The organism is Nonomuraea maheshkhaliensis (assembly GCF_039529435.1).
Classification (GTDB): Bacteria; Actinomycetota; Actinomycetes; order Streptosporangiales; family Streptosporangiaceae; genus Nonomuraea; species Nonomuraea maheshkhaliensis.
Genome location: NZ_BAAAMU010000197.1, coordinates 1 through 13,776, shown reverse-complemented (window position 1 = coordinate 13,776; position 13,776 = coordinate 1). Strand labels below are relative to the sequence as shown.

14 protein-coding genes are annotated in these 13,776 nt (G+C 67.3%); 8 read left to right on the top strand and 6 right to left on the bottom strand.

What is annotated here, in order from left to right:
• The first annotated feature begins 827 nt into the window (after window positions 1–827).
• The gene (locus tag ABFX54_RS53665; protein ID WP_346115061.1) at window positions 828–1,814 is read left to right on the top strand and encodes a hypothetical protein; all 987 of its coding nucleotides are present in this window, start codon (window positions 828–830) and stop codon (window positions 1,812–1,814) included.
• A 450-nt stretch (window positions 1,815–2,264) separates the two neighbouring features.
• On the opposite strand, the gene ABFX54_RS53660 is transcribed toward ABFX54_RS53665, so the two are convergent.
• Window positions 2,265–2,459 carry a hypothetical protein gene (locus ABFX54_RS53660; protein ID WP_346115060.1) on the bottom strand — a complete coding sequence of 65 codons (195 nt, stop codon included), beginning with the start codon at window positions 2,457–2,459 and terminating at the stop codon, window positions 2,265–2,267.
• A 364-nt stretch (window positions 2,460–2,823) separates the two neighbouring features.
• On the opposite strand from ABFX54_RS53660, the gene ABFX54_RS53655 reads away from it, so the two are divergent.
• The 3 genes from ABFX54_RS53655 to ABFX54_RS53645 are packed head-to-tail and all read left to right on the top strand — an operon-like array spanning window position 2,824 to window position 6,174.
• Window positions 2,824–3,849, top strand: coding sequence for an ABC-three component system protein (locus ABFX54_RS53655; RefSeq protein WP_346115059.1), 1,026 nt, complete (start codon window positions 2,824–2,826; stop codon window positions 3,847–3,849).
• Window positions 3,846–4,307 (top strand): ABC-three component system middle component 2, encoded by a 462-nt coding sequence (locus tag ABFX54_RS53650; RefSeq protein WP_346115058.1) that lies wholly within the window; start codon window positions 3,846–3,848, stop codon window positions 4,305–4,307. The genes ABFX54_RS53655 and ABFX54_RS53650 overlap by 4 nt, the downstream gene beginning before the upstream one ends.
• Window positions 4,300–6,174 carry a P-loop NTPase family protein gene (locus tag ABFX54_RS53645; protein WP_346115057.1) on the top strand — a complete coding sequence of 625 codons (1,875 nt, stop codon included), beginning with the start codon at window positions 4,300–4,302 and terminating at the stop codon, window positions 6,172–6,174. Before ABFX54_RS53650 ends, ABFX54_RS53645 begins: the two co-directional genes overlap by 8 nt.
• Before the next feature lie 809 nt (window positions 6,175–6,983).
• Here ABFX54_RS53645 and ABFX54_RS53640 read toward each other — a convergent pair.
• Window positions 6,984–7,817, bottom strand: a complete 834-nt coding sequence (locus ABFX54_RS53640) for a hypothetical protein (RefSeq protein ID WP_346115056.1) — start codon at window positions 7,815–7,817, stop codon at window positions 6,984–6,986.
• Between ABFX54_RS53640 and ABFX54_RS53635 the strand changes: the two genes are divergently transcribed.
• From ABFX54_RS53635 to ABFX54_RS53625, 3 genes are all read left to right on the top strand, one after another.
• A complete protein-coding gene (locus ABFX54_RS53635; RefSeq protein WP_346115055.1) occupies window positions 7,786–8,706 on the top strand; it encodes a tyrosine-type recombinase/integrase in 921 nt (306 codons plus the stop codon). The two genes, ABFX54_RS53640 and ABFX54_RS53635, sit on opposite strands and share 32 nt — an antisense overlap.
• A gap of 358 nt (window positions 8,707–9,064) precedes the next feature.
• Window positions 9,065–9,403, top strand: coding sequence for a PadR family transcriptional regulator (locus ABFX54_RS53630; protein ID WP_346115054.1), 339 nt, complete (start codon window positions 9,065–9,067; stop codon window positions 9,401–9,403).
• Window positions 9,400–10,317, top strand: a complete 918-nt coding sequence (locus tag ABFX54_RS53625; RefSeq protein ID WP_346115053.1) for a hypothetical protein — start codon at window positions 9,400–9,402, stop codon at window positions 10,315–10,317. Before ABFX54_RS53630 ends, ABFX54_RS53625 begins: the two co-directional genes overlap by 4 nt.
• Window positions 10,318–10,882: 565 nt before the next feature.
• Here ABFX54_RS53625 and ABFX54_RS53620 read toward each other — a convergent pair.
• Entirely contained in the window at window positions 10,883–11,134 is a 252-nt protein-coding gene (locus tag ABFX54_RS53620; RefSeq protein ID WP_346115052.1) for a hypothetical protein, read from the bottom strand.
• 301 nt (window positions 11,135–11,435) lie between these two features.
• Between ABFX54_RS53620 and ABFX54_RS53615 the strand changes: the two genes are divergently transcribed.
• Window positions 11,436–12,275 carry an IS5 family transposase gene (locus tag ABFX54_RS53615; protein ID WP_346115051.1) on the top strand — a complete coding sequence of 280 codons (840 nt, stop codon included), beginning with the start codon at window positions 11,436–11,438 and terminating at the stop codon, window positions 12,273–12,275.
• On the opposite strand, the gene ABFX54_RS53610 is transcribed toward ABFX54_RS53615, so the two are convergent.
• From ABFX54_RS53610 to ABFX54_RS53600, 3 genes are all read right to left on the bottom strand, one after another.
• Window positions 12,272–12,490, bottom strand: a complete 219-nt coding sequence (locus tag ABFX54_RS53610; RefSeq protein WP_346115050.1) for a hypothetical protein — start codon at window positions 12,488–12,490, stop codon at window positions 12,272–12,274. The genes ABFX54_RS53615 and ABFX54_RS53610 overlap by 4 nt on opposite strands.
• 269 nt (window positions 12,491–12,759) lie before the next feature.
• On the bottom strand, window positions 12,760–13,311 hold the full coding sequence (locus ABFX54_RS53605) for a tyrosine-type recombinase/integrase (RefSeq protein WP_346115062.1): 552 nt from the start codon (window positions 13,309–13,311) through the stop codon (window positions 12,760–12,762).
• Between the two features lie 87 nt (window positions 13,312–13,398).
• Window positions 13,399–13,698 (bottom strand): hypothetical protein, encoded by a 300-nt coding sequence (locus tag ABFX54_RS53600; protein ID WP_346115049.1) that lies wholly within the window; start codon window positions 13,696–13,698, stop codon window positions 13,399–13,401.
• Window positions 13,699–13,776: the final 78 nt, after the last annotated feature.

Genomic DNA, 13,776 nt, shown 5'->3' with positions numbered 1-13,776 from the left:
CCTGCCGCTACTGCGGCGGCGCGCTGCCGCCGGGCAAGCGCGCCGACGCGCTGGACTGCAGCGCCGATCACCGCACCCGGTATCACCGCGAGCGCGTTCCGGCCGAGACCGCCGCCGCCCGCGACGGCGGCGAGGTCCGGCTGGTGTCGGCATACGACCACCGTCATGCGAGGTCGTACGCGGACAGGCCGTCGAGCCGGGGGAGCGGGACGCGGATGCCCGCTGTTTGCCAAGGACCCGGCCCGCTTCTCCCCTGCCGCCCTCCCACGCCGCTCGCGACGACAGGGCCTCGCCCATGCTTCGGCCAGGCTTTGGCTGCTGGCGTGGCTAACGTTAGCGCCGGCTTCGCCGCTGCGGGATGCGTCCCCGGGGGGCGCCGCCGTGGAACTCGTGCACGACCGTCGTCCACCAGGGTTTCCCGGGTGGATGACGATCTGAGGCGTTCGTCAGCCGGTCTGGTCGACTGGCGCGGGGCGGCTCGGCTGGCGAGCACCTCCGCGAGCGGGATACCGGGAATCTCCGCACCGCGCTCGATCGCACGTCGGATGTTGTCTCGGTGTCCCGGAATCGCTGCCGGGCCGCGCGGTTTCGCCTGCTCGCGCAGACGATGATCCACCATGTGCGGGCGCATTCCTCGATGTCGCGTCAGTCGCCCGTAACACGGGCGCGTTCGACTGCCCGGGCCCCTACCGGGCGTGGCTCGGCGAGGTGTCGGCGGTGGTGCTCCAGTAGGTGCTGGCCGACTGCACGAGAGTGATCCGCGGCCTTTTCGCCAGGCGCACCATCTGCGATCGATGCATGGCAGCGCGATCCGTTAGCCTTCCCCGATGGCGAATACGTCAGGCTTTTGCCTCTCGCGCAACCCGCACCGGCTCGTCGAGTCACCGCAGGAGATGCCACCGGCCGGCGGGGCGCGCATGCATCACCTCTTGACACATCCTGTGTGGACATCAGAACTACACTGCGGCATCGTCTTCTCCGTGGCCCGGGCAGCGGTCTACTACTTCGACTTTTCCGGCTACCCGGCCGCAGCGTCCGCTTGGGAGACCGACGGACGAGATCCGCTCACAGTAGACCAGAGCGAGCGTGATGCCGTGCTGGGCAAGAGAATGCAGGTAATGAACGCATTCTGCCTGTTTCTTCATCACGCGCACCTGGCGGTGGAGGGTCAGTATGAGGCCCCGCAACGGCCGACCGCGGCGGATGTCATCCACGTCGACGCTCAGGGATCCGGCGGATGGGGCTGGAACGCGATGTCACGGGTCGTTGCCCTCAGCGCCGACGGTGATCAGCTCATGGTCCACCCCATCCCTATTCCGCTCTCCGTGATCAAGGAGGCGGTGCGGCTGCTGGACGAGACCCTGCAGGCCGAGCCCCAAGCCGTCGAGCTTGCATCCCTGATAGGCCGCGCGCTCACCTCTTCATCGGAAGGTGACTTCCCCGCCGCGGTCGTCATGGGCTGGTCAGCCTGCGAGTTCTTCATCCAGCGCAAATGGCGCCTCTACTACACCCAATCCTTGCAGAACCGCACCAACGCCCCGCCCGCAAGACGGGACAAGGAACTCCTGGACGGAAGGGACTTCACCGCCTCGGTCGTCACCCAAATCCTGCGGATCGCCAACCTGTTGAGCGAAGCGGAAGTCACGTCGCTGAACCAGGTCCGCAAGCAACGCAACAACTGGGCACACAGCATCACGACACCCACCCGCCAAGCCTCGGTTGACGTGGTGCAGCTAGCCGTCCAGATGTTCGGCGATGCCTACGGAGTGAACTTCACGGTGAACCCGAATCCAGGGCCCGACTACGCCTTCTGAGCTCGAGCTTCGGGAAGCACATGTGTCGGCGCAGAGCCCCGCGCACCCTCAGGAGAACAACCGGAGCAGGGGGCCCAAGGCATCTGAGCCATCTGAGGGCCAGCCGCCTGCGGGTCTGGTTGGTGACCTCCCCGGTCATCGGCCAGGCCCGACCGGGCGGGATCCGGGCGGCCTGGGCTGCACGCTTCGCGGCGCCGGGCGGACGTGCGCGTGACCGGGTCGTGAGCGAGCGCCGACGGATGATCATCTGGCCCTTGCCGACTGGGATCAAGGAAGGTGTCGCAGCGCCGCATCGTCATGGCTCCGCGTGGCCCGGAGATGGCCCTCTTTCACACTCCAGCCAGGTCTGGCTGCTGGCGTGGCTGAAATGGGCCCCGGTCCGCCTCTGTTCTTGCATGCCTTCCGGGGCACCGCCGTGAAGCTCTTGCACGGTTGTCTTCGCCAGGACGGTCAGCGGTGTTCGTCGGCCGGTTTGGGTGGTGGGGGCCGGGTGGCTTGGCCGGCGAGCACCTCCGCGAGCGGGACACCGGGAATCTCCTCACCGCGCTCGATCGTGCACCGTATGTCGTCGGCGGTGTCCCAGAATCGCTGCCGGTCGCCGCGTTCTGCCTGCTCGCGCAGCACCGAAGTGCGCGCACCACTCATCGCGGAGCATTCGGCGAACTCCGGGCGTGCACATCGAGCGGCTGGCCGTCCCCTGCGGGTCGCTGTTATGAAACTGGTCTTGACGCGGACCGTCGATCACCGCAGGGTTGGTGGAGATCCGCGTTCTGGAACGCTACAGGCAGGGCACGACCCCGCAGGGCGAGCATGAGCTGGCCCGTGATCCGTCGAGCGGGAGCAGCGTGATCGCCTCCTGGGCGGCCAGGCGGCAGCAGGGGGCGGGCAGGCGTCGCAAGCGGATACCGCCCGCGGTCCGATGAGGGGGGGCGAGGTGTTGGACCTGCCGCAGTCGCAACCAGCGGGCGCAGGACAACCGCCGCTGACGGTGCTCCCCCACACGCTCCGCATGCCCTCGATGCCGTCGCCGAAGCAGATGGTCTCCGCCCTGTACGGCCCGGACGAGTTCGAGGAGTTCGTCAAGGAGTGGATCCCGGCCCTCGGCTCGCGCTATGTCCTCGTCGAGCGGCACGGCGGGACGGGGGACCACGGCATCGACGTGGCCGGCTACCTCTCGCAGCAGAAGCTGGAGGGGGAATGGCACAACTACCAGTGCAAGCGGTACGCCTCGGCGCTCAGCTGGTCCACCGCGGTGGTAGAGATGCGCAAGATGTTCGTCTTCGCGCAGGCGGGGCACTTCACCCTGCCGCGCCGATACGTCTTCGTCGCGCCCAGATTCGCCCGCACCCTGCAGCAGACCCTCGCCAAGCCCACCGATGCCAGGAGCAAGTTCCTCACGGAGTGGGACAGCGCCACCGAGAAGTTCGTCACCGACCTGAGCGCGGAGCGGCGCCAGGCGGTCAAGGACCTGGCGGCGGCCACCGACTTCTCCATCTTCGAGTGCGCCGACCTTGATGAGGTTTTCGAACTGCACCGCACCACACCCCACTGGGCCGAGCGGTTCCCGCACGCTCCGCTGAGCCGCGGGCCCGACATGATCCAGCCACCCGCTCAGCACCGCGCCGACGAGGCGCGCTATGTCCGGCATCTCCTCGACGTCTACCGCGAGCGGTATCCCGGCCGGGTCACCGACCTGGAGCAGGTGAGCTCCGTCGAGGAGGCGGATGCCCACCTCAAGCGACAGCGGGTGGCCTTCTTCGCCGCGGAATCGCTGCGCGCCTTCGCCCGCGACTCGACCCTGCCCGAGTACTTCGACAGGCTCCAAGAGGACGTCTTCGACATCGTGGTGGAGGTCGCCGAACGCGCCTATCCCAACGGGTGGGAGCGGCATGCAGCCGTCGCGGAGGCTGCCGGGAGTGTGCAGGTGACCCCGACGATCCTGACGCCCTTCGTGCAGCCGCTGACCCGCAAGGGGATATGCCATCACCTCGCCAACGGCGACCGCCTGATCTGGTGCCGGGAGGAGGAGACGTGAATCCGCTCAACAGCCCGCTCGAGGTGGGCGTGCGCGCCCTGGTCCTGCTGGCCGAGAGCCACCCTGAACCGCTGGACCTTGCCCAGTTGGCCGTGCTGGACTACGTGTTGCTGCACAGCGGCGAGTTCGATGGCCCGCCGAGCCTGCACCCCGATCTGCCCGGGCGGGCGGGTGAACTCGGCAGGAAACGAGCCCTGCTGGAACAGGCGCTGCTGGTGTTGATCCGGGCCGGCCTGGCGGGGATCGTGGACCATCGGCAAGGGCTGATGTACGCGGCCACCGATCAAGGCCCGGCGTTCGTCGACGTGTTGGAGGCCCCGTACGTCGGTTCGTTGCGTGAGCGGGCCGAGTGGGTGATCCACCAGTACTTCCCGGGAGCCGATACGCGCGCCGTCACCCGCCAGATCGTGAACCGCGCGACGGCGGACGTCGCCCGCAGGGATGGCGTCCATGGGTGATCTGCGGCTGCTGCATCTCACCTATGCCGGGGTCGGCAAGCCCGACGCGAGCGTGGCGTTCGACCCGGCGCTGACCGTCATCTACGGCGCCTCCGATTCCGGCAAGTCGTTCATCGCCGAGTCCATCCAATACATGCTCGGCGGTGGCAAACTGGACCTCGTCGCCGAAGCCGACGGCTACAGCCAGATCTTGCTCGGGCTGCGGTTGCCGGACGGCGGCGCGCTGACTCTGCTTCGCGCGCTCGAGGGCAATTCCATCCGGATCTACCGCGAAGACGTGCGAACCCTGGTGACCCGGCCCCCGGACGCCGAGGTCAAAGCCGCACACACGGCGCGCAGCAAGCACAGTCTCTCCCTGCTGCTGCTGGCCGAACTGGGTCTGAGCGAGCTGCGCGTCCGCAAGAACGACGCCGGCGGAACGCGCGGCCTGGCGCTGAGCGACCTCGTCCATCTGTCCGTCGTCCCGGAAACGCGCATGGTCGCTCCACTGTCACCGGTGCTGCACTCCAGCGCCGCCAGCGGCAAGACCTCCGCGGCCGCTGTCATGCGGCTCATGCTCACCGGTGACGGCGATCCCGACATCGACACCGGCTTGAACGCCGGACAGCGCCGCGTCAACAAGGGAAAGATCACCCTGCTCGATCAGATCATCCTCGACCTGCATGCGAAGCTGAGCACGCATGAAAGCCCTACCGAGCTGCGCGCCCGCCATGCTCGCGTGCAGGCCTCCCTGGATGAGCATTCCTACGCACTGCAAGCGATCACCGCTCGGCACGGCAGCGCCGTCTCCGCGCGCATCGCTGCCGCCGGGGAACTGTCGGAGGTGGAAGGGCGCCTGGCCGAGGTCGGAGACCTGGTGTCGAGGTTTGTCTTGCTGGAAGCGCAGTACCGCTCCGACCTCGACCGCCTGGACATGGTCACCGAAGCAGGCAGCATCCTGGGCTACTTCCGCGTGGGGACGTGCGTGTTCTGCGGCGCGGCACCGGAACATCAAAACTCTGGACACCGTGAGCAGGAAAGCACCCAGCTTCACCTCGCCGTTCAAAACGAAGCCGCGAAGACCAGCGCGTTGCTCGCCGACCTCCTGCCCACCATCGAGGACCTGCGCGCACAGTTCGACGAGCTCAGCGCTCGCAGGAGCGTCCTCATCGAAGAGATGGCCCGCATCGATGAAGAACTCACGGCCGCGGATCAGATCATGGCGCCCACGCGGCAACGGATGGACGAATCCCTTCAAGCCCGGTCAGCCATCGAGCGGGCCCTGGACATTCACCAACGGATCGACGAACTGGAGGAGCGGCGCAGCACCCTGTACGGGCAAAGCGCCAGGGCCAGCACCCTTCCCACCCCCTACATTCCGAACCGCGTCCTGTCCGCCTTTGACGACACCCTGCGCCGGATGCTGCAGGCCTGGCGGGTTCCCGCGGTGGAGTACGCCGAATACGATCAACATGCGATGGACGTCCGGGCCGGTAAACGCTATCGCGCCAATCGCGGCAAAGGAGTCCGTTCGGTCCTGCACTCCGCCTTCACCCTGGCCCTGGCCCAATACTGCCGTGCCAACGGCAAGCCGCACCTCGGCTTCGTCGTTCTCGACTCCCCCGTCGTCACCTACCGGGGCCCGATCAGCGACTCGGCCGACCCGGCCGACCGTGACGTCCACATGACGTCGGATGTGGTGGACCACTTCTACCGTTTCCTGGCCGACTACCCGGGTCAGGCAGTCATCATCGAGAACGGGGATCCACCAGCTGAGGTGATCTCACGGGCGCGCACGTACAGGTTCGTCGGGGCGGGATCAGGCCGGCCTGGATTTTTCCCGAGTCCGGCCGCTGTCAGGCGGACGAGTCCGCCGACGGCGCGCTGAGCCGCTCGACGTCAGCGATCAGGTCACGAACCGCCTAGTACCGGCTCGCGATGCCGTGCGCTGTGCGCGTCTGCACGATACGGCTCACCATGTCGCCAGGATGTTCGTGCAGGATGCCGGGACGTTCACGGCGCTGCACGGGCCGGGCGAATCAGCTGTCGGCCAGCCTGAGACAGAGCCGCGTTCGGGATGAGGGTCATACTCCTCGGTAGAGAATCCTCCTGCACCGAGGGTGGCGTAGGCATACCCGGGAAATCGCCCTCCGTTCATGATCGTTCCTGGTGTGTCATCTTGGGCAGGCGAGCTGTCGCCATGGCGGCGAACGCCTTGCTGATCTGCCACGTCCGGCTGCGCACCGGAGGTGCAAGAACACAAGGAGGTTGTCATGCCCGGCGAACACCCCAAGCGGGAAGACCGGCACCTGGCAGTCCAGGCGGCCTTGGTCATCGCCAGGGTTGGGCTCTGGATCGTCTGGATCCTGTTCGACCCGCGTAACCCCGTTTAGGGGATGGGAGAGGCCTCCTGCCGGCCGCGGATTGAGGTCCAGCAGGTAGGAGGCCTCTTCTTTGTCACGTTAGGTGCCATGAAGCTCTTTCACGTTTGCGGGCGATCTTGAGTAGGAAGATTCCCCCTCCGAGAGGGGGGTGATCTCCCTCTGGTTGTCAGGGTCCTCTACCCCGAACGTGACATTGTTTCGTCTTGGGTCTGCCGCCGGTGCGGGCCGGCGCCGGCAGCAGACGCCTGGGGAACTGACGGCGGGGGCGGTCGTCACCCGCCGTCGTGGTGGCGGTCAGATCGGATGCTCTGCCTCAGGTGGCATGGCGGTGACCGCCTGGAGGGCAGCGCTCAGCGCGCGGGCCTGCGCCGGGGACCGGGAGGCGTCGCCGAGGCCGATGGTGGCGTCGGCGTGGTGCAGCTGCACCACGCCGTCCTGAAGGGTGACGGCATCGATGGTGCCGCCCGTCGACGTCGCCCAGCGCGGGCACGACCAGGCCGGTGGCTGCCTGAGCGGCGGCGAGCTGGCGGCGCAGGGGGCGCAGTTCGCGCTCGGCCATCTCCAGGCGGGTTTCGGCGGTGGCCCGGTCCAGGCGGGCTTGGTCGTGCTGGGTGCGGAGCCGGTCGCGTTCTTCGTCGAAGCGGCGCTGGGCCTCGGCGAGGGTGTCGCGGGCCGCGCGGGCCTCGGCGCGGGCCTGCTCGGCGGCGCTGCCGGTCTGCTCCAGCTGCTGGCAGGCAGTGGCCAGGTGCGCGCTGGTCTGTTCGAGGGTGTCGGCCAGCTGGCGGACCTTGGCGCCGGCCTGGTGCAGCTGGCGGTTGCGTTCGGCCAGGGCCGTGGCGCGTTCGGTGGCCAGGGCTTCCTGCTGGGCGCGCAGGGCCGCGTCGCGTTCGGCTTCGGCGCTGTGGCGTTCGGCGTGGGCCGCACGCATCGCGGTGCGGGTCTGTTCGGCGTCGGCTTCGGCCTGCTGCACGCGGGCCTCGGCCTGGCTCAGCTGGGCGGCGACGGCGTGCTCGACTTGCGCCAGGTGCTCGTCCAGGCGGCTCAGATCCTCGCGTTCGGCGGCCAGTTGGGCGGCGCGGGCGTCCAGTCGGGCGCGGATCTGACCGGCCTCGGCGGTGAAGGCGCTGACCGCGGTGTGCGTGGCCACCGCGGCGGGGGCGCTGTCGGCCGCCCGGCTGGCCTCGTTGCCGCACAGCTTGCAGATGGACTGGTCGACCGCCTACCGCAACAAGCACCTGACCGCGCTGCGCGGCGTGCTCAAGGAGGCCTGGAAACTCGGCCTGCTCAGCACCGACGACCACCAGCGGGCCGTCGCCCTGGCCCCGTTCGGCGGCCACCGCGAGCCGGCCGGTCAGCACGTCCCCGACACCGTCATCGGCGCCCTCATCGCCGCCTGCGATGCCGACCGCTCCCCCGCCGGCGCACCCGCCGGCGCCGGGCTGCGCGACGCGGCCATCATCGCCGTGCTGGACGCCTGCGGCCTGCGCCGCGCCGAACTCGTCAGCCTGCAGTACGCCGACTACGACCGGGCCCGGCGCCTGCTCACCGTCATCGGCAAGGGCGACAAACAGCGCCGCATCCCGGTCAACACCTTCGCCGCCCGCCGCCTGGAGGCCTGGCTCGCCCGCCGCGGCACCCACCTTGGTTCGCTGTTTCCCCGTCTGACCCGCGGCGGCACCCTCCGCACCACCCCCAACGGCCGCCCCTGGCAGATGCACCCCCAGGCGGTACGTGACATCCTCGCCAAACGCACCCAGCAGGCCGCCACCACGGCGGTACGGCCGCACGACCTGCGCCGCACCTTCATCTCCAACCTGCTGCCAGAGGCCGACGCGATCATGACCGCCCGCCTGGCCGGCCACGCCAGCCCCAGCACCACCCTCGGCTACGACGTGCGCCCCGACGAAGAGGCCCGCGACGCCGTCGAACGCCTCCGCACCCCCACCGTCGCGCCGCTCTTGTCCGAAACGTCTGCTGACGAGCGGTCTTCCGCCGTGCCATGTAGGCGCGCCAAGGCCGTTTCGGGGACGGAGTGAAGACCTCCGCAGGACCACCCTCGCGAAGGCGCCGCACGTGATGATCCACCAGGACCTTCGCCAGGGCGTCTATCAGCTGTGCAGTTCCGGCACCGCGGATGCCGTTCTAAGTGCGTCTCCATAATTGCTGCACGCAACGGAGGCGTTTGACCGTCAAGGCCGCCACCTGGTCCAACCGACTCAGACGGATTCTCACCGACTTTGAGCAGAATTACCCAAATGCCGATTATTATGCAGAGTCGGGCAGCGAGCGGTACTTTGACCTGTTGCTCGGGCGTATCGGCTTCGCAGCGGTGATCACAGGAAGAAAATTCTCGAACGGGCAGCGCACGTCCCCAACCCTAGTTAGAGTTCCGGCATGGGTAAGTTCCCCCGGATGACACTGCCAACCCAGTTGGTTTTGCGTGCCCTGCTCAACGAACCGGCACGGGAGATGTACGGGTTAGAGATCTGCGCTGCCGCTGGACTGCAGCCGGGCACTATCCACCCCATCCTCGCCCGCTTCGAGGACATTGGCTGGCTTGAAAGCTGTTTCGAGGATGTCGACCCTCGTGAGGTGGGCCGGCCCCGACGTCGCTACTACAGGCTTACCTCTAACGGTGTTGAGCAAGCTCGCCTTGCCGTGGCCCAGGCTCGAAGCAAAGTTCCCCAAACGGGTTCTTTCGGTCAGCCCCAGCACGTCGGTGAGCTGACATGACCGATGGCAACATCTCCCCTCGCTCTTACGACATCGCCTCCCTCGACGCCTACGTTGAAAAGGCCGAGAATGCGACAGACTACGCCTACGCACGCGAACTTGCGCGAGATCTGACGTACTACTCAGGCATTGCTGCCAATATAGAAATAGACCTATTCAGGGCGGCGAACAGTGCGCCGGAGGCGCTCAAGCAACTCCTGAGTCGGTCCATTCTGCTTGCTCGTGCCTTGCGGTGCACGGTGGAGAGGTCGCTACCGCTGGAGCTCAACACCGACCTTGCACTTTGCCTTGAAAGGGCTGCCTCGTTCGCGTACTTCGTGGCACAGTCGCTGAGCCTCGCCATGCGCAATGTTCCCCCGTTCCATCTTGGTGCAGGGCGAGATTCCGCACGGCGGATGAGCCGGAACCTCGAAGCCTCTTTGAGGTTAGTGCGCGCGCTCACGGCCGACGTAGATGCGTCCGCGAGGCTCGAGTGGTCACCATTGGCGGCGTTAGCACAACAATTGATCATGCTGCAGGCCCTCCTGCTGCCGGCCACATCCCGCAACCGCTACATGGAGGAACTGGAGGCGGAACTTTATTTCCTGACCAAGATTCACGCAGGCCGGTTCATCCCGCTAATATATGCATTCCGGCAATTCGGCAGAGTGGTCCAGTTGCGATTCGCTGTGAGGACTGGCATCTCTCCCATGCGTCGTATTTCTGTCTTTCTGCATTGGGTACTTTCCAGCAATCTTCGAACCTGGAGTGCCATCGGGCCTTTGCTTGCGTTCTCTTTCATCAACGTGTATACCCGGCAAGGGTGGGGCTCCACCGTGGTCGCTCTTCCAGCCATTGCCGCCTTCTACGCTGGAGTAAAGTGGATCCGGAATCGGTGGGACATCGAGACAAAACGCAAGTCTCCGCCGGAGTGATGAACCACTTGCCGTAGCGAAATGTCCTCAGGACCGCTGTGGCGTTGTCGAAGTCGCCGAGTCGCCACCACGCGAGTGCGAGACCGTGGCGCGCATGCAGGAAGAGACGATTCTCGATCCGTGGCCAGGGCTGGACGCCCGCGAAGCGGGACGGGAGGCTCAACTCGCCAACGGCGACCCCGGTTTGGTAGTAGCCCAAGGCCTCCCCGCTCGCGGCGGGGCGCTGGCGTTTGGTCGTGAGAGAGCTGCCGGTGACTGCGTCAGCGCGTTGGAGGGCTTCATTGCCGGAGTGCGCCCAGGCGTCGATGTCCCGGTAGTTCGCGGTGCGGATTCGCTTCGGGGCATCCGGTATGCGGCCTTGTCGCCGGTATGGCCGCGCTCGTCTAGGGCCAGGTCCAGCGGGACACCGCTGTCAGCCCCGGCGTACGGCTCCGGTATCCGCCAGGTCTCACGAACACCGGCGGCGGCGGGGCAATACGTAGGTGAGGAAACCCTGCAGGTAGACGGTCGGCTACCGCAGCAGTTCACCAACGGGTGCCCGATGAATAGCGGGAAGGACCTTGTCTTAAAGTAGCGCGACGAGTACCGGTTCGTGGTGAGCGACATGGTGCAGCGCCGCGGCCAGCACTTGGGCTGCGTGCCCATCGTCAACGGCCATCCCGAGGACCGCCACGAGGGCATCCTCAGTGTCCACCGCAGCTGCGCCGCCCTGGCTGATCCGGCGGATGGCAGTAACAGCAGCCATCACCTTGCTATGCAAGTCCGTCGAGAGGGGATGGGTCTGGATCTCCTCGTCGAAGTCGGCCCAGCCGTTCACTGCCGGTGAGCTCGCGCCCGGCCGCGGGAGAACCTTTGACAACCCCTGGGTCTGCGGCCGTGCATCGGTCTCCTTGAGAGGGCGTTTAGGTGTATTCTGCGCCAGTTCGCCCTGTTATGGCCGTCGAGCGATTCGTGTACTTCGCGAACTATCTATGCATGTGCGAGTCCAGGTGGGCTCTCCTCGATGTCCGTTTCGTGAGACGAGCCGCTCCCGATTCCGTCTGGCGTAGAGATGTCCTGGACACGCCATGTTCCGGCAGATGCCAGGCATGACGAGGGGCTGGACGTAGGGGTCGGGTATGAACCCGCGACGCCCGTACCGTTCCGACATCTCCGACGCCCGCTGGGCCTTAATCGAACCGACCCTCACCGCCTGGCGACAGGCCCGGCTCGACCGCCGTCCCACCGGCGCACCCGCGCCTACTGACCTGCGAGACATCTTCAAAGCGATCTTGTATCTGAACCGGACCGGCGTCGCCTGGGCCTACCTCCCGCACGACTTCCCACCCCACGGCACCGTCTACTCCTACTACGCCGCCTGGCGCGATGAGGGCATCTTCGCCCAGCTCAACTACGACCTCACTGGCCTGGCCCGCGTCAAGGAAGGACGCGACCCCGAACCCACCGCGGCCGTCATCGACACTCAAACGATCAAAACCTCCACCAACCCGCCGATCACCACACAGGGCACCGACGCCGCGAAGAAGATCGTCGGGCGCAAGCGGAGCGTAGCCACCGATGCCCTCGGCCTGCTCCTGGCCGTGGTCGTCTGCGCCGCCTCTGTCTCGGAGAACCAGGCCGGCATCCAGGTCCTCGACCAGGCCAAGGGCACCCACCCCGCTCTGGCTGTGACCTGGGTCGACACCGGTTTCAAGAACCAGTTCGCCGAACACGCCGCCACTCTCGGGGTCAACGCCGAGGTTGTCCATCGCGACCCCGAAACCCGTGGCTTCCACGTCCTCAAGCGACGCTGGGTAATCGAGCGCACCTTCGGCTGGCTCATGCTCCACCGCCGCCTGGCCCGCGACTACGAAACCCTGCCTGCCAGTTCCGAAGCCATGATCCACATCGCGATGATCGACAACGCCAGCAAGCGCATCACCGACGAATCCACCCCAACCTGGCGAGGGACGTACTAGGACGAACAGATACAAATCAAACGCCCTCTGAGGTGGGCGGCCATCTTGACGCACGCCTCACCCCACACGTCGTCGACGTAACGCTTATCGATGCGGGCGCGGATGATCTTCTTGTACGTGGACGACTTACGCTCCAAATCCTCCAAGATCTCCTCCACCCCCTTAACCCGCTTCACCATTTCGAACCCCAACGGGTTCTCCGCCGATTCGGCCACCTGTTTGTTCTCCGTTCTCTCTCCCGAGAGAGCTAGCGCCGCGCCCCCGATCTACGCTGACCGCGGACGCTCCTCACCCCCGCTAGCTCACGTCGTTCGACTGCCAAGCGGGGCAAAGTGTGAAGCGGCATGTGGAGAAGGCATGAACAGCCCGCATTCCGGGATCGGCCTGCGGCCAGCTGGAGTCAAGATCTGACGCGCGCGTGAACGGAGAAGGGCCTGGCTGGCCAGACGGAGCTTCCCGCGCGGTGTAAGGTTCGCGACCGCGGTCAGCGTCGGCGGGCGGCCGGGTCGCGGCTTTGCTGCCAGCGGGCCAGGGCCTCGGGGGAGACGCGGACGTACTTGGCCAGAGACGTGACGGAGGTGTGGCCGGAGTAGGCGAGCAGGGTGGAGGTGTTGGCACCGTCTTCGGCCGCGTGGGTGAGTGCGCTGTGACGCAACTGGTGCAGGGTGTGCGGCCCGCCGGGCAGGTCGGCGGTGGCCTGCTCGAACAGTTCGGCGGCGCGGCGGTAGGACAGCCGGGCCCGGCCGGAGCCGGGGTCGACGTCGGCCGGCGGCAGCGGGACGCGGGCGCGCCGGTCGGTGAGGAACACCGGGCCGGTGCGGCGGCCGTCCAGCAGGCGGGGCAGCAGCCGGGCGGTGGGCGTCTGCCAGACGATGACGTCGACCGCGCCGCCCTTGCGCTTGACCTTGGCGCGCCGGTTGCGCAGGTCGAGCTCGGCGACGTCGAGGGCGAGGACCTCCTCTGCGCGGGCCGCCGATTCGTACAGCAGCCGAAAGAGCGTCCGCTGGCGCAGCGGCAGGGTCGGCCGGGTGAGCAGGGCCTCGATGAGGGCGCGGTCGAGAGCCTTGGTGCGGTCGGGGGTGCGGGCGCGGCGGCGGATACGGCGGATCGGGTCGCCGGCGAGTCAGTCCTGGTCGTGCCACCAGGCGCAGGCGGAGCCGAGCGCGTCCAGCCGGGCGTTGAAGGTGGCCGCTGCCGCGCCGCCCCAGCGGCCGGCGAACCAGGCGGCGAGGCGGTCGGCGCCGACCTCGCCCTCCAGCGCGGTCAGCGGCGCGCCGACGCCGAGCTCGGCGGCCAGGGCGCGCAGGGCGATCGCGTACGCCCGCCGGGTGTTGGCGTTGCCGATCGTGGTCTCGAGGGCCTCGACGGCCGCCCCGACGGCGGGCGCGCCGGGGCAGAGGATGAGCCGGTGCACGGTCGCCATAACGGCCCCCAACAGCTATCGCAGATGGGTGTAGCTCTTTTGCAGTGACTTATTCGATCAGGCGCCGAGGGTGTATTC